Origin of the sequence: Marinobacter sp. es.048 (assembly GCF_900188435.1) — a bacterium.
Taxonomy (GTDB): Bacteria; Pseudomonadota; Gammaproteobacteria; order Pseudomonadales; family Oleiphilaceae; genus Marinobacter.
In genome coordinates, this window is sequence record NZ_FYFA01000002.1 from 1,172,103 (window position 1) to 1,192,140 (window position 20,038).

At 57.8% G+C, this 20,038-nt stretch carries 19 protein-coding genes and 2 tRNA genes; 19 read left to right on the top strand and 2 right to left on the bottom strand.

Going from position 1 to position 20,038, the window contains the following annotated elements; genetic code table 11:
• The first annotated feature begins 168 nt into the window (after positions 1–168).
• The 15 genes from CFT65_RS16430 to CFT65_RS16500 all read left to right on the top strand — a co-directional run bounded on the left by CFT65_RS16430 (position 169) and on the right by CFT65_RS16500 (position 14,415).
• On the top strand, positions 169–1,917 hold the full coding sequence (locus tag CFT65_RS16430) for a tetratricopeptide repeat protein (RefSeq protein ID WP_088829130.1): 1,749 nt from the start codon (positions 169–171) through the stop codon (positions 1,915–1,917).
• A complete protein-coding gene (gene lolB, locus CFT65_RS16435; RefSeq protein ID WP_088829131.1) occupies positions 1,914–2,546 on the top strand; it encodes a lipoprotein insertase outer membrane protein LolB in 633 nt (210 codons plus the stop codon). The genes CFT65_RS16430 and lolB overlap by 4 nt, the downstream gene beginning before the upstream one ends.
• Entirely contained in the window at positions 2,543–3,406 is an 864-nt protein-coding gene (ispE, locus tag CFT65_RS16440; RefSeq protein WP_088829132.1) for a 4-(cytidine 5'-diphospho)-2-C-methyl-D-erythritol kinase, read from the top strand. Before lolB ends, ispE begins: the two co-directional genes overlap by 4 nt.
• Positions 3,407–3,425: 19 nt before the next feature.
• Positions 3,426–3,500: transfer RNA gene (locus tag CFT65_RS16445), tRNA-Gln, on the top strand.
• A 52-nt stretch (positions 3,501–3,552) separates the two neighbouring features.
• Positions 3,553–4,503: a ribose-phosphate diphosphokinase gene (locus CFT65_RS16450; protein WP_008176348.1), complete on the top strand. Its 951-nt coding sequence runs from the start codon at positions 3,553–3,555 to the stop codon at positions 4,501–4,503.
• A 166-nt stretch (positions 4,504–4,669) separates the two neighbouring features.
• Positions 4,670–5,317 carry a 50S ribosomal protein L25/general stress protein Ctc gene (locus CFT65_RS16455; protein ID WP_088829595.1) on the top strand — a complete coding sequence of 216 codons (648 nt, stop codon included), beginning with the start codon at positions 4,670–4,672 and terminating at the stop codon, positions 5,315–5,317.
• A gap of 30 nt (positions 5,318–5,347) precedes the next feature.
• Positions 5,348–5,935, top strand: coding sequence for an aminoacyl-tRNA hydrolase (pth, locus tag CFT65_RS16460; RefSeq protein WP_088829133.1), 588 nt, complete (start codon positions 5,348–5,350; stop codon positions 5,933–5,935).
• A gap of 36 nt (positions 5,936–5,971) precedes the next feature.
• On the top strand, positions 5,972–7,063 hold the full coding sequence (gene ychF / locus CFT65_RS16465) for a redox-regulated ATPase YchF (protein ID WP_088829134.1): 1,092 nt from the start codon (positions 5,972–5,974) through the stop codon (positions 7,061–7,063).
• Positions 7,064–7,155: 92 nt separating this feature from the next.
• A tRNA-Met gene (locus tag CFT65_RS16470) sits at positions 7,156–7,232 on the top strand.
• A 111-nt stretch (positions 7,233–7,343) separates the two neighbouring features.
• Positions 7,344–7,838: a PACE efflux transporter gene (locus CFT65_RS16475; RefSeq protein ID WP_228705874.1), complete on the top strand. Its 495-nt coding sequence runs from the start codon at positions 7,344–7,346 to the stop codon at positions 7,836–7,838.
• 43 nt (positions 7,839–7,881) lie between these two features.
• A complete protein-coding gene (locus CFT65_RS19330) occupies positions 7,882–8,070 on the top strand; it encodes a hypothetical protein (protein ID WP_228705875.1) in 189 nt (62 codons plus the stop codon).
• A 129-nt stretch (positions 8,071–8,199) separates the two neighbouring features.
• Positions 8,200–9,477 carry an O-acetylhomoserine aminocarboxypropyltransferase/cysteine synthase family protein gene (locus CFT65_RS16485; RefSeq protein ID WP_088829135.1) on the top strand — a complete coding sequence of 426 codons (1,278 nt, stop codon included), beginning with the start codon at positions 8,200–8,202 and terminating at the stop codon, positions 9,475–9,477.
• Between the two features lie 129 nt (positions 9,478–9,606).
• Positions 9,607–10,659 (top strand): lipoyl synthase, encoded by a 1,053-nt coding sequence (lipA, locus tag CFT65_RS16490; protein WP_088829136.1) that lies wholly within the window; start codon positions 9,607–9,609, stop codon positions 10,657–10,659.
• Positions 10,660–10,668: 9 nt separating this feature from the next.
• Positions 10,669–11,889 (top strand): methyl-accepting chemotaxis protein, encoded by a 1,221-nt coding sequence (locus tag CFT65_RS19485; protein WP_088829137.1) that lies wholly within the window; start codon positions 10,669–10,671, stop codon positions 11,887–11,889.
• A gap of 48 nt (positions 11,890–11,937) precedes the next feature.
• Positions 11,938–14,415, top strand: a complete 2,478-nt coding sequence (locus tag CFT65_RS16500; RefSeq protein WP_088829138.1) for an efflux RND transporter permease subunit — start codon at positions 11,938–11,940, stop codon at positions 14,413–14,415.
• A 322-nt stretch (positions 14,416–14,737) separates the two neighbouring features.
• Here CFT65_RS16500 and CFT65_RS16505 read toward each other — a convergent pair whose 3' ends face one another.
• Positions 14,738–15,202, bottom strand: coding sequence for a Spy/CpxP family protein refolding chaperone (locus CFT65_RS16505; RefSeq protein WP_228705876.1), 465 nt, complete (start codon positions 15,200–15,202; stop codon positions 14,738–14,740).
• A gap of 242 nt (positions 15,203–15,444) precedes the next feature.
• On the opposite strand from CFT65_RS16505, the gene ylqF reads away from it, so the two are divergent.
• The 3 genes from ylqF (at position 15,445) to fnr (ending at position 18,615) form a co-directional block, all read left to right on the top strand.
• Positions 15,445–16,383 (top strand): ribosome biogenesis GTPase YlqF, encoded by a 939-nt coding sequence (gene ylqF / locus CFT65_RS16510; RefSeq protein WP_088829140.1) that lies wholly within the window; start codon positions 15,445–15,447, stop codon positions 16,381–16,383.
• Between the two features lie 135 nt (positions 16,384–16,518).
• Complete coding sequence (gene fabB / locus CFT65_RS16515) at positions 16,519–17,727, top strand: beta-ketoacyl-ACP synthase I (RefSeq protein WP_088829141.1); 1,209 nt, start codon at positions 16,519–16,521, stop codon at positions 17,725–17,727.
• 138 nt (positions 17,728–17,865) lie between these two features.
• Entirely contained in the window at positions 17,866–18,615 is a 750-nt protein-coding gene (gene fnr / locus CFT65_RS16520; protein ID WP_088829142.1) for a fumarate/nitrate reduction transcriptional regulator Fnr, read from the top strand.
• A 27-nt stretch (positions 18,616–18,642) separates the two neighbouring features.
• On the opposite strand, the gene CFT65_RS16525 is transcribed toward fnr, so the two are convergent.
• The gene (locus CFT65_RS16525) at positions 18,643–19,521 is read right to left on the bottom strand and encodes an SDR family oxidoreductase (protein ID WP_088829143.1); all 879 of its coding nucleotides are present in this window, start codon (positions 19,519–19,521) and stop codon (positions 18,643–18,645) included.
• A 149-nt stretch (positions 19,522–19,670) separates the two neighbouring features.
• Between CFT65_RS16525 and CFT65_RS16530 the strand changes: the two genes are divergently transcribed.
• A complete protein-coding gene (locus tag CFT65_RS16530) occupies positions 19,671–20,027 on the top strand; it encodes a hypothetical protein (protein WP_088829144.1) in 357 nt (118 codons plus the stop codon).
• Positions 20,028–20,038 lie beyond the last annotated feature (11 nt).

The window sequence follows — 20,038 nt, forward strand, 5'->3', positions numbered from 1 at the left end:
CTGCCACCCAAAACCGCCACAGCTTCGGCAAGTGCGGACAGGTTGGGCAAGATCAGACGCTTATGCCATTATAGGGATTCGGCTGAGGCCGGGACCCGATCTACCTCAAAAAAAGGGGCTGGAGCGTGGTTATTTTTGTTGCGTTTTCGACAGACCATGGGAAGTTGCATGCACAAGTCCGTACCGTTTCTGGTTACCTGCCTGCTTGGCCTCACACTGGCAGGATGTGCCAGCCTCACCGGCACTGAGGAAGCGCCTGCTCCTGGCGAAACAGCCGCCACTGAGAGCAAGACGGAGCCAAAGCCACCGGTTGAATACGCCGATTTCGAGCCCGAAACCCTCTATTTGCTGCTGTCTGCCGAAGTCGCGGCCCAGCGCGGACGCTACGACATCACCCTGGTGAACTACCTGAAGGCTGCCAAACAGTCCCGTGACCAGGTAGTGATTGAGCGGGCCATGCGAATTGCCCAGTCCCTGAACGGCGATAATGCCCAGAAGCAGCTGGCAGAGCTATGGCTGGAAATCGATCCGGATAACCTCCAGGCCCACAGGATCTCTGCAATCCAGGCGGTAAAAGGCAACGACCTCCAGACCGCCATCCATCACATGGAACGGATCATGGATCAGGGCGGCGATGCTGACTTTGATAGCCTGGCCGCCATGGCTGCCAATCTGCCGCCAAAGCAACAGCAGGAGCTTCTGGCTCTCTATAACGAAATGTCCGACCGCCACCCCGACAACCCGGAACTGGAATACAGCATCGCGCTGCTATTAAAAGTAACCGGGCAGCCGCAACAAGCCCTGGACAGACTTGAACCACTGCTGCAGGAAAACGCGAACTTCCAGCCCGCCATCATCCTCAAGGGCGACCTGCTTTACCAGACGGGCCAGAAAGGCCGCGCGCTGGATTACCTGCTGACAAACACCCGCCGCTTTCCGGCCAACCGACAGATGGGCACCCTCTACGGCCGAATGTTGATTAACGAGGGCGAATTACAGGCAGCCCAGGATGAATTCGCAAGACTGGTCAAGCGCCACCCGGACACCCCGGGCCTTAGACTCTCCCATGCACTGGTCGCCCTTGAGAATGGCCAGACCGATATGGCGCGGCAAGAGCTGACACAGCTGGCCGAACAGGGCCATCATACCAGCGAAGCCAATTATTATCTGGGCCGCATTGAGGACCAGGCCGGCAATACCGAGCAGGCCATTGGCTATTACCAGAGCGTGGAACAGGGCAATTATTACTTTCCGGCCCTGGCCCGCGCCAGCTCCCTGCTGGCTGGGAACGGCCAGCTTGAGGACGCCATTGACCGCATCCGCAGACTGCGTGAGGCCAACCCCCGGCAGGCAGAGAACTTCTGGCTGCTGGAGGTAAACCTGCTGCTGGATCAGGAACAGCGAAAAGAAGCCCTGAGCACCGCAACGGAAGCTCTGGAAGAACATCCGGACAATATTGAGATCCGCTACGCCCGGGCAATGCTGTACGACGGCATCGGGCAGCCTGCCGATGCCGAAGCCGATCTGAAGCAGATTCTCACGCAGGAGCCCGAAAACGCCATTGCCCTGAACGCCCTGGGCTACATCCTGACCACCCGGACGGACAGGCTGAGGGAAGCCCGCGGCTATATCGAGAAAGCACTTCGACTGGACCCGGATAACCCGGCCATCCTCGACAGCATGGGCTGGGTTCTGTTCCTCGAAGGCCAGATCGAGCCCGCGCTCGACTACCTTTCCCGTGCTTGGGCAGCCTTTCCGGACCCGGAAGTTGCCGCCCACTATGGTGAGGCGCTCTGGATGAACGGCGCCGAAGAACAGGCCCGAATCATCTGGCAGGAGGGCCTGGAGCAGGACAGCGACCACGAAATGCTCAGAGAAACCATAGACCGGCTGACCAACGACGGTGAGCCGGAATGAAACTGGCCCGAACCCTGGCAGTACTGATGATGCTTGCCACCCTCGGCGCCTGTACCACGATCCAGATCGACCCATTGCCGGAAGGCATGACAGACCAGCCCCCCGCGAACTGGACCACTCGCGCAGCGAGTCTTGGCGAGCTTGACCACTGGAAGCTGTCCGGGAAGCTGGCCGTCCGCCAGCCATCCGACAGCGGAACCGCCATCATCAATCACTGGGTTCAGGACGGCGAAGCCTACGACCTGGCCCTCTCCTCCTCCTTCCTCGGGATGGGCAGCACAACCCTCAAAGGGGTCCCAGGCTTTATTGAGCTGACCCTCCCGAATGGCGAAACTTACCGCTCGGGCGAGCCGGAAGCGCTGGTCGAGGCCGCCACGGGCTGGCAGTTGCCCCTGGAGAACCTGACCTGGTGGATTCGGGGCCTGCCATCACCCGCCAGCGATTATCGCCTGCTGTTTGATGATCAGGGCACCCTGGCGATCATCCGCCAGAACGGCTGGGAGATCCGCTATGACCGGTGGCAGACCTTCCTCTCCAGTTACCCTGCGCTGCCCGCCAGGATTACCGCCCTCAAAGAGGAAAAGCGGGTCCGTGTGGTGGTCAGCGACTGGCAGGAGAGCCCCGAGTGACGCCTGATCTGATTCTACCGGCACCGGCCAAACTGAACCTGTTTCTACATATTGTCGGGCGCCGGGACGACGGCTATCACGAGCTTCAGACCCTTTTTCAGTTTCTCGACTATGGCGACGACCTGAGCTTTACCCTGACACCCGGCGAGCCAGGCGTGAGGCTCGCGGAGCCTGTTCCCGGTGTCGACGACGAGGACAACCTCATCATTCGTGCGGCCAGAGCTCTCCTTGAACGGGTTGGGGGCGATTTGCCCGGGGTCACCATCGGAATCACCAAACGGCTGCCCATGGGCAGCGGTCTTGGCGGCGGCAGCTCCAACGCCGCAACAACCCTGCTCGGACTGAAGCACCTATGGCAGCTCGACCTCAGCAACGACGAGCTCGCCGAGATCGGCCTGAGCCTGGGCGCCGATGTGCCCGTTTTTGTTCGCGGCCATTCAGCCTTCGGCGAAGGGGTTGGTGAAACACTGACCAACGCTTATCCGCCGGAGGACTGGTTCGTTGTTATCAAGCCTGGCTGTAACATAAACACTGGCAAGATTTTTTCCGAGCAAGGGTTGACAAGGAACACCCCGAGAATCAAAATAGCGCCCGCTTTTGAGGGAGACGCCTCGAGGTACCGAAACGACTGTGAGGATGTAGTTCGAAAACTGTATCCTGAGGTTAACCAGAGCCTGGAATGGCTTTCACAATTCGGACCTGCAAGATTAACCGGAACCGGGGCTTGCATATTTGGACGTTTCCCGACAGAATCCGCAGCCCGGATCATCTGGGAAAGCAAACCCTCCGGCGTCACGGGGTTCGTAGCTAAAGGGGTGAACAAATCACCTCTACACAAAAAGCTAACAGAGCTGAAATGATGCCAAAAAAGCACGATACTGGGGTGTCGCCAAGTGGTAAGGCAACGGGTTTTGATCCCGTCATGCGCAGGTTCGAATCCTGCCACCCCAGCCACCTTTCTCCCGCTTCTTCTGAATCAAACGCCGATACTGAGAAGGATGCCGTCGTGTCCAAACTGATGATCTTCGCTGGTAACGCCAACCCTGAACTTGCTCAGGCGATTGCCCGCAAACTCCACATTCCCATGGGTCAGGCCACTGTAGGCCGTTTCAGCGACGGGGAAACCACCGTCGAGATCAATGAGAATGTCCGCGGCCATGATGTATTCATCATCCAGCCGACCTGCTATCCCACCAACGACAACCTGATGGAACTGATCGTGATGGCCGACGCACTTCGCCGTGCTTCCGCTACACGGGTCACCGCCGTTATCCCCTATTATGGATACGCGCGCCAGGATCGCCGGGTACGCTCTACCCGCGTTGCCATCAGCGCCAAGGTGGTCGCAGACATGATTTCCAGCATCGGCGTAGACCGGGTTCTGACCGTTGACCTGCACGCCGATCAGATCCAAGGCTTCTTCGATATCCCGGTGGACAACATCTACGCCACACCGGTCATGCTTGAAGACATCTTCAAGCAGCGTTTCGAGAACTTTGTAGTGGTATCTCCGGACGTTGGCGGCGTGGTTCGCGCCCGTGCGGTGGCCAAGCGCCTGGACGACGCCGACCTTGCCATCATCGACAAGCGTCGACCGAAAGCGAACGTATCCCAAGTGATGCACATCATCGGTGATGTCAAAGACAAGACCTGTATCCTGGTGGACGACATCATCGATACCGCCGGCACGCTGTGCAAAGCGGCCAACGCCCTGAAAGAACACGGCGCGGCCCGCGTGGTTGCCTACATCACCCACCCGGTTCTCTCCGGCCCGGCCATTGATAATATCAATGCCTCACAGCTGGACGAACTTGTGGTCTGCGATACCATCCCGCTGGGTGACAAAGCGCACAATTGTGATAGAATCCGCGTCCTCGGAATGGCCGGGCTGCTTGCGGAGTCTATTCGTCGCGTAAGCAACGAAGAGTCCATCAGTGCCATGTTCGAGAATGCCTGAGTGACCTTTCGGTCGTAATATCAAGGCATTACAAGCAGTTACCGGGTCGGGAGCCTACACAGGCTCCCGACTCTTTTAGTCAGCCGGAAAAATCCGGCTTTTCAGAAACATCACCTGATCCTACGCCTGGTCGCGGGCAGTTCAGGTGACCATTGAGGTTATTACCATGTCTCAGGAATTTGTTATCGAAGCATTTCCTCGTGACGATCAGGGGAGAGGTGCGAGCCGCCGCCTGCGTCGTGAGGAACGGAAAATCCCGGCCATCATTTATGGTGGCAACAAGGATGCAACTCCGATTGCCATCTGGCACAACGAGCTGAAAAAAGCGCTGGAAAACGAAGCGTTCTTCTCTCACGTTCTGACCGTTGAACTGAACGGCAAGAAAGAAAGCGTCATCCTCAAGGATCTGCAGCGTCACCCGTACAAGCCGATCCTGACCCACGCTGACTTCCTGCGCGTCGACAAGGACCACGAGATCCACGTCAACGTACCGCTGCACTTCATCAACGAAGACACCGCTCCGGCTATCAAGCTCCACGGCGGCGTAGCGAACCACCAGATCAACGAAGTTGAAGTGATCTGTCTGCCGCAGAACCTGCCCGAGTTCATCGAAGTGGACATGACCAGTGTCGAGATGGACCAGGTAGTTCACCTGAGCGACCTGAAGCTGCCGAAAGACGTCAAGATTGCCGCCCTGCTCCAGGGTGAGGATCATGACCTGCCGGTTGTGGCTATCCACAAGCCGCGCGGCGCTAAGGTTGATGACGAAGCCGAAGACGGCGAAGAAGGTGAAGAAGGCGAAGACAAGGAGTAATCACTCCTGAACTGAGGAGGGCAACGGCAAATGGCGCAGGATATTGTCATGGTGGTTGGTCTGGGAAATCCCGGCGCTGACTACGAGAATACCCGCCATAACGCCGGCGCTCTCTTCGTCGAAGCTCTGGCCCGCGCTGCGGGCCAGACGCTCCGTCCCGAAAAAAAGTACCACGGGCTCTACGCCCGAATTCAGTGGCAGGGCCTCGACCTGCACCTTCTGAATCCCACCACCTTTATGAATCGCAGCGGCCTGTCCATCAAGGCGCTGGCAGACTTCTTCAAGATTCAGCCCCAACAGATTCTGGTTGCCCACGACGAACTCGATCTGCCCCCGGGTACCGCCAAGCTCAAAAAAGGCGGCGGCCACGGCGGACACAACGGCCTTCGTGACACTATCGCCCACTTGGGCACCAACGATTTTCAGAGACTGCGCATCGGAATCGGCCACCCCGGCGACAGCCGCAGGGTAACCGGCTACGTTCTCGGCCGCCTGGGCAAACAGGAAACCGAGGAACTGAACGCAGTGATCGACGAAATCATGCGAGTATTACCGGATGCAGCCAGCGGCAAGCTCCCCGCCGCCATGAATCGCCTGCACAGTTTCAAACCGGTATAATCCGCCCAAATTTTCCAGTACCAGCAGAGGCATTCCATGGGATTTAACTGCGGCATCGTCGGCCTTCCCAACGTCGGCAAATCCACCCTGTTCAACGCACTGACCAAATCCGGCATTGGCGCGGAGAACTTCCCGTTCTGCACCATCGAGCCCAACGCTGGTGTTGTCGCCATGCCCGACCCGCGCCTCAACAAACTCGCCGAGATCGTTAAGCCGGAAAAGGTGGTGGCAACCACCATGGAGTTCGTGGATATCGCAGGCCTTGTAGAAGGCGCTTCGAAAGGCGAGGGCCTGGGCAACCAGTTCCTGGCCAATATCCGCCAGACCGACGCCATTGCCCATGTGGTGCGTTGCTTCGAGGACGACAACGTTATTCACGTTGCCAACAAGATTGATCCGGCTTCGGATATAGAAATCATCAACACCGAACTGGCCCTCGCCGACCTGGAAACAGTGGAAAAGGCCATCAAGCGGGTACAGCGCGTGGCCAAGAGCGGCGACAAGGAAGCCAAAGCCCAGCTCGAAATGTTTGAAAAGCTGCTGCCGGTGCTGAACGAAGGCAAACCGGTGCGCAGCATGAACCTCGACAAGGACCAGATGGCGCTGATTCGTGAGCTCTGCCTGCTCACCGTCAAGCCCACCATGTACATTGCCAACGTCAGCGAAGACGGGTTCGAGAACAACCCTCACCTGGACACCGTGAAAAAGATTGCGGAATCCGAGAACGCGGTTGTCGTGCCTATCTGCAACAAGATAGAAGCTGAAATTTCCGAACTGGAAGACGATGAAAAATCCATGTTCCTGGAAGAAATGGGCATGGAAGAGCCAGGCCTGGATCGAGTAATTCGCGGCGGCTACGGCCTGCTGGGCCTGCAGACCTACTTTACCGCCGGGGTGAAGGAAGTGCGCGCCTGGACGGTGAAAATCGGCGCCACGGCCCCTCAGGCGGCCGGCGTGATCCACACCGACTTCGAACGCGGCTTTATCCGGGCAGAAGTGGTGAGCTACGACGATTTCGTAAAGTACAACGGCGAAGCCGGGGCCAAAGATGCCGGTAAATGGCGCCTGGAAGGCAAGGAATACATCGTGAAAGATGGCGACGTTATCCACTTCCGCTTCAACGTGTAATTTTTCAGGAAAAACTGGGTCCCAAGCCTTGACACAAAGGGCCCAAATACTGAAAATACGCGCCTCGTTTGGGGCGATGCCCAGAACGAAATGGCAAGGTAGCTCAGTTGGTTAGAGCACAGCACTCATAATGCTGGGGTCGGCGGTTCGACTCCGCCCCTTGCTACCAGTATTCTGAAAAGCCCGTCGTGAAAGCGTCGGGCTTTTTCAGTTTCTGGGGACGACCCCACCCTTCCCGGGCAGTGAACGCGGGACGACCCGCCTTCGTACAAGACCTGCTATGAGATCAACCAGAGACAGAGTTCGTCAAGCCATCTCGTTTGAGGTTATCGGCCTAATGCTGTCGGTTCCGCTCGCTGCCGCGACTTTCGGTTTTGATATCGGAAGAACAGGAGTCCTCGGTGTGGTGGGTGCCACCATCGCAACCTGCTGGAACTATGTGTTCAATCTGGGGTTCGATCACGGGCTGAAGCACTTCACCGGCACCACCCGCAAATCCCTCCGAATCCGTTTCCTGCATGCGGTGAGTTTCGAGCTGGGTCTGATGCTCATTTTCCTGCCGATCATTGCCTGGTGGATGGGCATCGGTCTGCTGGAGGCGCTAATTGTGGATGTGGCGTTCGTGGTGTTCTACCTGGTGTATGCGTTTGTATTCACCTGGTGTATGCGTTTGTATTCACCTGGTGTTACGACACCATATTTCCTGACACGGACGCCAAGAAAACCAACGCCACTTAAACAAACTTTGACAATCCTGGAGGCGGGAGTGGGATAAGATAGAGACTCCGCCCAAATGCGTTTTGAGGTTGTATCGCATTATGAAATCCCGCCACACACTCACAGTGTTCCTGGCCGTTGTTCTGGTTCCCATTGCCCTTGGATTCGCCGGCGCGAGCGTGAAGGCGGCCATCCTGTCGATCAGTGTTTTCTGGGCCTGTCTCGGGATCTTCTTCTACCCATCCATTATTGACTGCCTCAGGTCTGCAAGGAGACAGCGGGACGATTAGCGCCGGGTACGTATCGCCCGGAATGGTTTCGCTTTCCGACCCATTGCAACGATCCTCTAAAGAGAAACTCTGTGGCATACTCACGGGCTGAAACCCACAAAGAACAACACACCAGCAAGGACCGTTGACATGAAACCGGAAACCCTCGCGCTGCACGCAGGCTTCAAAAGCGATCCCACTACCCGGGCCGCAACCACGCCGATTTACCAGACCACGTCCTACACCTTCGACGACACCCAGCACGGTGCCGATCTGTTCGACCTGAAGGTTCAGGGCAACATCTACACCCGCATCATGAACCCGACCAACGCGGTTCTGGAAGAGCGGATGACCGAGCTGGAAGGCGGTGTTGGCGCCCTGGCCGTCGCATCGGGCATGGCTGCCATCACCTATGCCCTGCAGACCATCTGCAAGGTGGGCAACAACATCGTCAGCACCAGCCAGCTTTACGGCGGCACCTACAACCTGTTTGCCCACTCGCTGCCGAACCAGGGTATTGAGTGCAAGATGGTTCGCCATGACGATTTCGATGCCGTGGAAGAGGCTATTGATGAAAACACCCGCGCCCTGTTCTGCGAGTCCATCGGTAACCCGGCGGGCAACGTGGTCGATATCCAGCGCTGGGCCGAGATTGCCCACAAGCATGGCATTCCGCTGATGGTGGACAACACGGTTGCCACACCGTTCCTGTGCCGCCCGATCGAGCATGGCGCGGATATCGTGATTCACTCGCTCACCAAGTACATCGGCGGCCATGGCACCACCGTCGCCGGCGTTGTCGTCGATTCCGGGAAGTTCGACTGGAAGGCCAGCGCGAACAAGTTCCCGATGCTGAACGAACCGGATCCGTCCTATCACGGCGTGGTCTACACTGACGCGCTAGGCCCCGCCGCTTTCATTGGCCGCTGTCGCGTGGTACCACTGCGCAACACCGGTGCCGCCCTGGCCCCGTTCAATGCCTTCCTGATCATGCAGGGCCTGGAAACCCTGGCGCTGCGTATGGAACGTCATTGCGAGAACGCAGAAAAAGTCGCCAACTTCCTGCAGGACCATCCGTCTGTGGAGTGGGTCAATTACGCGACCCTGGCCAACAGCCCGTACAAAGCCACCTGTGACAAGATATGTGGCGGCAAGGCCTCTGGCATTCTGAGCTTTGGCATCAAGGGTGGCCGGGAAGCCGGCGCGAAATTCATTGATGCCCTGGACCTGATCCTGCGCTTGGTGAACATCGGTGACGCCAAGTCCCTGGCGTGCCATCCGGCCACCACGACGCACCGTCAGCTGAACCCGGAGGAGCTGAAGAGTGCCGGCGTGAGCGAGGATCTGGTGCGGCTGTCCATCGGTATCGAGCATGTCGACGACCTCATTGCCGACATTACCCAGGCCCTGGACACGGCCCAGGCTTGATTACGGTCAACCGGGTACGACCAATGCCGTGCCCGGTACCCCCGTGATTGCCCCTATCTGTCTTGTAACTCCCCCGCCAGCCCATTATTCTTTAGTGTTACCCATGCCCGAATCGAGAGTCCGGTTGCAATGAGCGACAGCGCACACACCCGCATTACCAGTGGTTCCAAATTCCGCAATGAACATGGCTTCTCAGCCATCAAGGACGGCGTCAAGCGGTCATCAAAGCAGGAAGCCACAACAGCGGAGAAGCGTGAGCGAAAGCCCAAATGGCTGCGCGCACGCATGCCCGGAGGCGAACGCTATGAGGCGGTTCGCAAGAACGTCACTGAACACCGGTTGAGCACCGTCTGCCAGGAATCCCATTGCCCCAACATCGGTGAGTGCTGGACGGCTGGCACTGCCACCATCATGGTGATGGGTTCTGTGTGCACCCGGGCCTGCAAGTTCTGCGCGGTGGACACCGGCAACCCGAAGGGCTGGCTGGATCACGAAGAGCCGGAGAACACGGCCAAATCCGTCGAGCTGATGGGCCTTCGCTACATCGTGCTTACCTCGGTAGACCGTGACGACCTCGACGACGGCGGCGCTGCCCACTATGCCGCCTGCGTCTCGGCCATCAAACAGCGCACGCCGGAAGTCGCCGTTGAGGCGCTGACGCCGGATTTTGATGCGGTTATGTCAGACGTAGAGAAGGTGGTGGATTCCGGGCTGGATGTCTTTGCCCAGAATGTGGAAACCGTCAAACGGCTGACCGGCCGGGTCCGTGATCCGCGCGCCGGTTATGAGAAAACCCTTCGGGTTCTGGAACATGCCAAGAAGCACCGTCCGGATGTTCTCACCAAGACCAGTCTGATGCTGGGCCTGGGTGAAACTGAAGAGGAAATTCTCGAAACCATGGATGACCTGCGCGCCATCGGCGTGGATATCCTGACCCTGGGCCAGTACCTCCGCCCTACCCCGAATCACCTGCCCGTGGAACGCTATGTGACCCCGGAAGAATTCAACCGCTACCGGGAAATCGGGCTGGAGAAAGGCTTTATGGAAGTACCCTCCGGCCCCATGGTCCGCTCCAGCTACCGGGCCGACAAGGTCTTCGATAAAAACAATCTGGGTCTCGCCGTGCCAGAGGTGCCTCAAACCTCCAATGCCATGCAGATTCCGGTGAAGGCCATCGACTGAGAACAATTCATGCTGACACTGCTGCGAAATGCCCGGCTGAAGTACAAATTCTGGTTGCTGAACATTGTCGTTTTCGCAGTTCTCTGCTTGCTGGTTCTTTACGCCATGAACACCATTGCCGGGCAGACCGGCAAGACTTTTGATCAGGTCTTTGCCGATACCGCGCCCGGCTTTGCGCTGGTTGTGGCGGTGCTCATGGTGCTCGAGATGGCCGGCTCCCAGTTGCTGATCTCCTTTATCGAGCGCCACGTCAATCGCCTGAAAACCACCATGGTCGATGTACAGGCTTCAGGCAATCTGAGCCAGAGGGCGGTTGTGGATTCCACCGACGAAATCGGCGAAATGGCGAGCGCCTTAAACGCCATGCAGGACCGCACCGTAGGGGTGGTCCGAAGCATGAAGGAAGCCATCGAACGGCTGCACCGGGAAGTCGAGGAACTCACCTCGGCCGCCGAGGCCCGCCGGGATGACCTGGGCCGCCAACAGCAGGGCGCCGACCGGTCCGCGGAAGTCGTCGAAACCATGCTGCAAAGCTTCACCGGCATCGCCGAACAGGCCGGAATTGCCAAGACCCTGTCCCACGAAGCCAGCGATGCCGCTCGCAACGGCAGCACCCGTGTCGGCCAGAGCGCCGACAGCATCCGCAAGCTTGCCGACGTAGTGCGCAATTCCGCCAACAGCGTCGAGGCCCTGGCCGAGAATAGCCATGAAATCAGCCACGCCATCACCGAGATCCGGGGTATTGCCGAACAGACCAATTTGCTGGCCCTGAACGCGGCCATTGAGGCGGCCCGGGCTGGCGAGCAAGGCCGCGGGTTTGCGGTGGTGGCCGATGAAGTGCGTAAGTTGGCCCAGCGGGTCCAGGACTCCACCGATCAGATCCAGGGCACCATCGATCGCCTGCTCAATGCCATGAATACGGCCGTGAATCAGATGACCGGCAGTTCCGAGGATGCCACTCGCTGCGTTGAGGAATCCGAGGAAGGCCGTCGTGCCCTGGAAGCCATTAATGAAGTGGTCAGCCGGATCGACCATACCAACCAGGAAATCGCCAACGTTTCTGCGGAACAGACCGCTGGCACCGACGACGTTCTTGCCAACGTGCAGGGCATTCGCGAAACCACCCAGAACATGGTGACCCAGCTCGCCGAGAGCGCAGAAATGAGTCGCCGCCTGAAAAAGCTGATCGATTCCCTGGAAGAAGCTTCGTCAAAGGTCACGGTTCACTGAGGTTTGTGGCACACTCTGCACTCGTTTGAACCGGCAGAGTAGTTGTTCATGAATCGTCTTCGCGCCCTGTATGACCGCCTGATTTTTCCGCACCCCTTTATTATCCTCGCAGCTTTCGCCCTGCTGCTGGCCCTCGCCGCCATCAAATTCGGCGAATTCCGTCTGGATGCCTCCGCCGAATCCCTGGTGCTGGAAAACGATCGGTCTCTCGAGCAATACCGCCAGGTAAACCGCCGCTTCACCACCTCAGACGATTTCCTGATCGTGACCTATACCCCCGACGGCGAACTCTTCTCTGAAGACGGCCTGGCAAGACTGGGGGCCTTGAGGGATGAACTGCAAAACCTGGAAGCTGTGGGCTCCACCAACAGCATCCTGAACGTACCCCTGCTCCACAGCCCGGAACTGACGCTGGATACCGTGGACCGTGAGATAAAAACCCTGGACGAACACGATGTCGCCCCGGACACTGCCCGACAGGCGCTGCTTAACAATCCGCTCTACCCCAACCTGCTGATCAGCGAAGACGGACGAACCACCGCTATACAGGTCAACTTGCCGACGCCGGATCGATATTTCGAGCTACTGAGAAAGCGCAACGAGCTGAGAGACAAGGCCGACGCCGGCGAAGCCTCCGGGACCGAGTTGGCAAAACTGGAACAGGTTAAACAGCAATTTATCGACTTCACCGAAACCCTCGGTGTCGAACGCGATGCCACCATACGGACTGTTCGCTCCATTCTCGACAACTACCGGGATAGCGCCGACATCCACCTGGGTGGCGTCCCCATGATTGTGGCGGACATGATCCGCTTCATCGAGAACGACCTGTCGACCTTCGGGCTTGGCGTCCTGGCATTTCTGCTGCTGACCCTGGCCATCATCTTCCGGCAGTGGCGCTGGGTGCTGGTGCCGCTGCTGTGCTGTGGCTTTACGGTCTGGCTGATGATCGGTTTCCTGGGCTGGGCCCAGTGGCCGGTCACTGTGATTTCTTCCAACTTCATTTCCCTGCTGCTGATCATGACCCTGTCGCTCACTATCCACCTGATCGTGCGCTACCGGGAATTCCAGCACGACGAGCCCGGGGCCAACCCGAGAGACACCCTGCGCAACACCGTGATGGCGATGATCAAGCCCTGCTTCTACATGGCCATCACCACCATCGTCGCCTTCGGCTCTCTTACCTTCAGCGGCATTCGCCCGGTCATCGACTTCGGCTGGATGATGACCCTGGGCCTGACGGTGGCTTTCCTGATCACCTTTATTGTTTTCCCGGCACTGCTAACCCTGTTGCCACCGCCCCTAGACAGCCGCGTGACCTCCGACCGGATTCCCTTCACGGATGCCTTTGCCCGGTTCACGGAACACTTCGGCAAGACAGTATTAGTCGGCTCCGGGCTGATTGCGGTGCTCTGCGTGGTTGGCCTGAGCAAGCTGACCGTTGAAAACAGCTTTATCGACTATTTCAAATCGTCCACCGAAATCCATCAGGGCATGATCACCATCGACAACCGCCTGGGCGGCACCACGCCCCTGGACGTGGTTATCACCGACGATCCGCCACCGGAAGACGCGAGCGGCGGCGACCCGTTTGCCAGTGACTGCGACCCGTTCGTCGAAGACTGCGGTGCCGGAGAGGAATACCGCGATACCTGGTACACCTACCAGAAAATGGAAGAACTGGAAGCCGTTCACGACTACCTGGACGGCCTACCGGAGACCGGCAAGGTGCTCTCGATCAACACCACGCTGGATATCCTCGCCCAGATCAACCAGGGCGAGCCCCTGGACGCCCTGGAACTGGCGTTTGTGCCCGCTGCGGTGCCGGATGACCTGCAGGATACCCTGCTGACACCCTACATCTCAGAGGAACACGACCAGGCCCGATTCAGCATCCGGATCCTGGAAACCATGCCGGAACTGCGTCGACAGGAGCTGCTAGACCGCATCCACAAACACCTGACCACGGAACTGGGCTACGACCAGGATCAGGTTCTGTTCGCCGGCATGACCGTAATGTACAACAACATGCTGCAAAGCCTGTTCAATTCCCAGATCAAGACCATCGGGGTGGTCTTCGCCGCCATCATGGTGATGTTCCTGATCCTGTTCCGCTCGCTGAAGCTGGCCCTGATCGGCATCGCCCCCAACCTGATCGCCGCCGGCTCGGTGCTCGGCCTGATGGGCTGGCTGGGCATTCCCCTGGACATGATGACCATCACCGTCGCCGCCATCACCGTAGGCATCGCTGTGGACGACACCATCCACTACATCCACCGGTTCAAAACCGAGTTCCAGAAAGACGGCGACTATATCGCTACCATGCACCGCTGCCACCGAAGCATCGGCCAGGCCATGTTCTTTACCTCGCTGACCATCATCTCCGGGTTCTCGATACTGGTGCTGTCCAACTTCATACCGACCATCTACTTCGGGTTGTTTACGGGGTTTGCCATGTTCATGGCTCTGGTAGGGGCGCTCACCCTGCTTCCCAGGCTAATTGTTCTCGTTAAGCCCTTTGGGTGAGTCTGGGCTGGGTTCCTAGCCTGCAAATTCTGGGGGCTGCCTGTCGGTCATAAGGGCCTTGCCAGAACCGCTAAGAGCACGTCCATGTGCGCTTGACGAAGGCCATCCTTGGCCTTCGACATTCTGGCAAGGCCCCATGACCGAGAGGCTTCAGAATATGGAGAAATAGGAAAGCAACTCAGCAGCAAACGTTCAGATCAGAGTTGAGCCGCCTCGATATAACTGTGCTGTTCCTCCCCTAAAACCTGCAGGCTACAAACCAAAAAAAGGGCCACACCAAAAGATGCGGCCCTTCTCCAACCCAGCTAAAGGGAAGTCAGGATTACTGCATGCCCTGGCCTTGCCCCTGCTGCATCTGTTGTTGCATCTGACGACGCTGCTGCATTTGCTGCTGCATCTGCTGCATACGCTTGTCCAGCTCGTCACGCTGCTCTTGGGTAAACACGCTGTCGACCTTCGCCTGCATCAGAGTGGACAGCGCCGCGATCTCGCCGGTCACATCGCCCAGCTCTTTGGCTTGCTCGCGAATCGCAGCTTCGTCAAAGTCTGATTTGATTTCACCCTGCATCTGCTGCTGAAGTGCACGGGCTTCCTGGCGGAGCTCGCCTATTTCGCCTTGCATCTCGTCGATGATGCCGCGGATTTCAGTTTGCTGTTCTTCCGTCAGCCCCACCATCTGAGCCAGTTGATCAACCTGATCCGGCTGACCACCGGATTGCTGGGCCATGGCCGGGACCGAAAGGCTGAGGGCTACCAGGGCAGTACTAAACAGTTTTACAAGCTTCATAAATGTCTCCGTTAACAGGGTGGCCACAACTTGAATACCACCGACATACATTGGTTTCATCGTTCAGGTCATACACCCTAAAACATACGGATACGGTTTTTCACCCCGATCAGCCCTCTTTTTGTACATACTTCTCAGTATCCCGCGCCAAAAGCCGCCACACGCGGGCGTTCAAACAAATGTGAAAGTTTAGTCATTCCCCTTCATAATGGCGCCGTTTAACCCACTCCGGAGCAGACACGATGGCCATTAACTGGTTTCCAGGGCACATGCACAAGGCCCGCAAGGAGATCAAGAAAGTCATGCCACAGATGGATCTCATTATTGAGGTTCTGGATGCCCGCATTCCTTTCAGCAGCGAAAATCCGCTGGTGCCGGCACTTCGTGGTGATACGCCACTGATCAAGGTATTGAACAAACGCGACCTGGCGGACCCAGAGATCACCGAACAGTGGCTAGCCTGGCTCGAAAAAGAACGCGGGGTGCGCGCCATAACGCTTACACACAACCAGCGCAATGAGGCATTGTCCATCCTCAAGCTGGCGGAAGAGATGACGCCCGATCACGATCGCCAAAAGAGCGCATTGCGGGTGATGATCCTCGGCATTCCGAATGTCGGCAAGTCCACCCTGATCAACACCCTCGCGGGACGCCCTGCGGCCAAAACCGGAAATGAACCGGCAGTAACGAGGGCGCAGCAGGCCATCAAATTGCCCAACAACATTTTGCTCTACGACACCCCCGGCTTCCTCTGGCCGAAACTGTCGCCCGAAGCCTGTGGTTACCGTCTGGCGGTTACCGGGGCGATTCGAAGCGCGGTTCTGGATTTTGAAGATGTGGCCATGTTCGAAGCCGGGTACCTGCTGGAAGCCTACCCGGAGCTGGTCAGGGCCCGCTACGGTTTTGAGGAACTACCGAAAGACGCACTGGCGATGATGGACGGCATTGCGGCGAAGCGCCGATTTTTCGGCCGCGGCGGAATCCCGGATCTGCACAAAGTGTCGGAAGTGTTGCTCAATGAATTCAGGGCAGGCACTTTGGGGCGTATTTCGCTGGAAACCCCGGAAATGGTAGAGCGCGAGGCCCGGGAAGCAGCGGAAATCGCAGCTGAGAAAGCAGCTCGCGAAGAAGCCAAGGGAACAAAGAAGGGGACCAGGAAAGGCCGGAGCGGCAAGCTCTAAACCACCTATAGAACAAATCCGACCTTCTCCCCTTACCAAGGTCAAATATCGTATCCGGGCCAAAGCGCCTAGACTGTTAAATAACGTTATTGATCGCAAGATCGGCCATATCGGCCGGTCGGTAAGGAGGAACTTATGAGACGCGTCGTCGTCACCGGTATGGGTATCATTTCGTGCCTTGGCAACTCACTGGATGAGGTCAGGGACAGCCTGAAAAACGGAAAATCCGGCATCCGTTTCAATGAAACCTACAAGGAAATGGGCTTCCGCAGCCAGATCGCAGGCTCGGTGGATGTGGACACATCCGTTATCGACCGCAAGATCCGCCGTTTCATGGGGCCATCCGCCATGTACAGTTTTCTGTCCATGGAGCAGGCCATTGCCCAGGCGGGGTTGACTGAAGACCTGATCTCCAACGACCGCACTGGCCTGATCGCCGGCTCCGGCGGCGCCTCCTGCTCCAGCCAGGTGGAAGCCACCGACATCATGCGCGAGAAAGGAGTGAAGCGGATCGGGCCCTACATGGTCCCGCGCATCATGACCAGCACAGTGTCTGCCTGTCTGGCCACCGCCTACAAGATCCGTGGTGTGAACTATTCCATGTCCTCGGCCTGCGCCACCAGCGCCCACTGCATTGGCCACGCCATGGAGCAGATCCAGGCCGGCAAACAGGACATTGTGTTTGCCGGTGGCGGCGAGGAAGAGGACTGGAGCCTGACCATGATGTTTGACGCCATGGGAGCCCTTTCCACCAAGTATAACGACGCGCCTGAAACGGCTTCCCGCCCCTTCGATGCCGGCCGGGACGGTTTTGTGATTGCCGGCGGTGGCGGCATGATGGTGCTGGAAGAGCTGGAGCACGCCAGGAAACGTGGCGCCAACATCATTGCAGAGCTGACCGGATACGGTGCCACTTCGGATGGATATGACATGGTCGCCCCCTCAGGCGAAGGCGCCCAGCGCTGCATGAAACAGGCCATGGCCACCATCCGGGGCGAGATTGACTACATCAACGCCCACGGCACCAGCACCCCGGTTGGCGATGTCGCCGAAATGGGTGCCGTCCGAGCCACGTTCGGTTCCGAGATACCGGCGATTTCCTCAACCAAGTCGCTGTCTGGTCATTCACTGGGTGCTGCCGGGGTTCAGGAGGCCATCTATTCTCTGCTGATGCTGCAGAATGGCTTCGTTGCCGGCACCAAGAACCTGGCCAATCCAGACGAGAAAATCAGCGATATTCCTCTTGTAGGCCCTGAAAGCCGGGAAGCATCGCTGAACACCGTGATGTCCAACAGTTTCGGGTTTGGCGGAACCAACGCGTCGCTGGTATTCGAGAAACTCTGAGACGAAGACAAATAAGGGCCCACGGGCCCTTATTTTTTTCAATATATTCTCAGATCATTCAGCTTGATTATTGGCAAAGACCGCCATCCGTATTAAGGTACACTTTTGACATGGATCAAATCGGACGGATTATCACGTATGGCTCAAGCAATTCCGTTTCGTCAGGCATCTCCCCTCAAAGCGTCCTGCCACCAGTGCAGTCTGAGCAACCTGTGCTTGCCTCTGGCAGTTGAAGAGAATGACCTCGACCGGCTGGAAGACATTGTCCAGCAGGGGCGGATCTTCAACCGCGGCGAGCACATTTTTGACCAGAGCACGCCCTACCGCTCCTGTTTTGCAGTGAAAAGCGGCTCCATCAAGACGTCAATCATTACCGAGAATGGTGAGGAACAGGTAACAGGCTTCTTCATGCCCGGTGAGCTGGTAGGCCTGGACAGCATTGGCAGCGAGCAATATGCCTGCACCGCCAAAGCACTGGAAAGAACCAGCGTGTGCGAGTTCCCGATGGACAAACTGGAGGAACTGACTGGCAAACTGCCGGAACTGCAGCACCACATGTTTCACCTGATGAGCCAGGAGATTCAGAACAGCCATCAGCTGGCCATGCTGCTGAGCAAGAATACCGCTGAAGAGCGCATTGCTGCCCTGCTGTTGTCGCTGTCCAGCCGATTCCAGCGCCGCCGTATGTCCCCGACCAACTTCAGCCTGCCCATGGCGCGGAACGATATCGCCAACTTCCTGGGTCTTGCCGTTGAAACGGTAAGCCGGGTCTTCACGCGCTTCCAGAATCAGGGCATCATCAAGGCCCGGGGCCGGGAGGTCGAACTTCTGGATATCGAAGCCCTGCAGATGGTCAGCCGGGAGTTCTCTCGCCAGTGCGATAACTGAAAAACAGTTACAGACCCGCCAGTGGCGTTACCCGGCGGGTTCACTCTCCACTTCTCTGCCGTTATTCTTTTTCAGCATGACCAGCTCATCCACCAGGCCGGAGCGCCAGGGCATCTGTTTGATGCCGAAGGTATTGCGAATCTTGGTGCAGATGAGCGTGGTATTGACCGGCTCAAGATGGCCCCACTCAGGCACTTCATCCACCACCCGCATACCCTCTGGGATGCCGGGCAGGCCGGCAATGGCCAGACCAAGCTCATACAGGTTGATTTCCTCGGCACCGGCGTACTGATAGGTACCCCAGACCTCGGCGCCGCAATCAAGTTGCAGAACCACCGCTTCGATCACCCGGGCCAGATCGCGGACCGCCAGGGGCTGGCCGCGGCAACGCCCAGGCAATGACAGTACCTCACCGGCGGCGGTGCTGGCCTGCACCTTCCGGATGAACCGTGCCAGGCTCCAGCCGGTCCGCAGGATAATATGCCGTGGCAACAGGGTCCGCAGGGCCTGCTCGCACTCCCATTGCCAGTTACCCAGTTCATTCATCGGCTGCCCGGGATTGGACGTGATGTATCCACTTTGCTTCCGGCCATCAAACACATAGCAGGAGGATAGCTGGAGCAGCGCCATACCACGATCACGGGCAAACTCGGCCATGGCAACCGGTAACGAAAACGCCGCCATGTGGACGCCCTCAGGATCATTCTCGGCGACCTCTGGATCAGCCATCCAGAGTGCGTTCACTATCAGGTCGGTATCCTCGGGAATCCAGTTGTCCAGTGCATCGAGATCGGCGTTGGTGGGGTCGCTGACAAGCAATGGGCTGACCTGCAGATGGGTTGCCCGCAAGCGCTCCAGCAAAACCTTGCCCAAAGGGCCGTAATCGTGAACAACAAGTACATGCACGAGGATTCAATGCCTCCCGATATCACTTATGTGACGGTATTTCGCAACCAGTCTGGCCAATGGCTTATGGATTCCGGCGCCTACACTGACGCAGTCTGAACTTAATGCTTTGCTATTTCTTTCAAGAGCATACAACAACAGGAACTGTCATGCTGAAGCAACAGAGCCACATTGTGGCGCCGATTCCCGATGAGTTGCGAACCCGGGCCCTGTATACCGTCGGCGAACTGCGCGAGCGGGGCAAGGCCGACAAGGAAGCCATCGACAAACTCTTCAACCTGATTGTGGACATGACCGAAGAAGGTCTGGACTTCTTTTTCCTGGAGCCGCTTCGCCGTCTGCATGCCAGCAATATGATGATGGGCATGGCCAAAATGGGCATCAGCAGCATGCTCAAGGGTAGCAAGATGGTCGTGCACAAAGTGCTCAAAAAGCTGGACGACCGCAGCCTCGCTGCCCTTCTCGACTTTATCGAGGAAATCATTCACGAACCCGAACCGGGCTGACAAAGCGTCTA

What these genes read in the sequence shown, in the direction of transcription:
- pth (WP_088829133.1), top strand. Translation starts at nt 5,348, where the DNA reads ATGGCGCAGGATATTGTCATGGTGGTTGGTCTGGGAAATCCCGGCGCT.
- ylqF (WP_088829140.1), top strand. Translation starts at nt 15,445, where the DNA reads ATGGCCATTAACTGGTTTCCAGGGCACATGCACAAGGCCCGCAAGGAG.
- CFT65_RS16475 (WP_228705874.1), top strand. Translation starts at nt 7,344, where the DNA reads ATGAGATCAACCAGAGACAGAGTTCGTCAAGCCATCTCGTTTGAGGTT.
- CFT65_RS16500 (WP_088829138.1), top strand. Translation starts at nt 11,938, where the DNA reads ATGAATCGTCTTCGCGCCCTGTATGACCGCCTGATTTTTCCGCACCCC.
- CFT65_RS19485 (WP_088829137.1), top strand. Translation starts at nt 10,669, where the DNA reads ATGCTGACACTGCTGCGAAATGCCCGGCTGAAGTACAAATTCTGGTTG.
- lolB (WP_088829131.1), top strand. Translation starts at nt 1,914, where the DNA reads ATGAAACTGGCCCGAACCCTGGCAGTACTGATGATGCTTGCCACCCTC.
- lipA (WP_088829136.1), top strand. Translation starts at nt 9,607, where the DNA reads ATGAGCGACAGCGCACACACCCGCATTACCAGTGGTTCCAAATTCCGC.
- CFT65_RS16530 (WP_088829144.1), top strand. Translation starts at nt 19,671, where the DNA reads ATGCTGAAGCAACAGAGCCACATTGTGGCGCCGATTCCCGATGAGTTG.
- ychF (WP_088829134.1), top strand. Translation starts at nt 5,972, where the DNA reads ATGGGATTTAACTGCGGCATCGTCGGCCTTCCCAACGTCGGCAAATCC.
- fnr (WP_088829142.1), top strand. Translation starts at nt 17,866, where the DNA reads ATGGCTCAAGCAATTCCGTTTCGTCAGGCATCTCCCCTCAAAGCGTCC.
- CFT65_RS16505 (WP_228705876.1), bottom strand. Translation starts at nt 15,202, where the DNA reads ATGAAGCTTGTAAAACTGTTTAGTACTGCCCTGGTAGCCCTCAGCCTT.
- CFT65_RS16455 (WP_088829595.1), top strand. Translation starts at nt 4,670, where the DNA reads ATGTCTCAGGAATTTGTTATCGAAGCATTTCCTCGTGACGATCAGGGG.
- CFT65_RS16485 (WP_088829135.1), top strand. Translation starts at nt 8,200, where the DNA reads ATGAAACCGGAAACCCTCGCGCTGCACGCAGGCTTCAAAAGCGATCCC.
- fabB (WP_088829141.1), top strand. Translation starts at nt 16,519, where the DNA reads ATGAGACGCGTCGTCGTCACCGGTATGGGTATCATTTCGTGCCTTGGC.
- CFT65_RS19330 (WP_228705875.1), top strand. Translation starts at nt 7,882, where the DNA reads ATGAAATCCCGCCACACACTCACAGTGTTCCTGGCCGTTGTTCTGGTT.
- CFT65_RS16430 (WP_088829130.1), top strand. Translation starts at nt 169, where the DNA reads ATGCACAAGTCCGTACCGTTTCTGGTTACCTGCCTGCTTGGCCTCACA.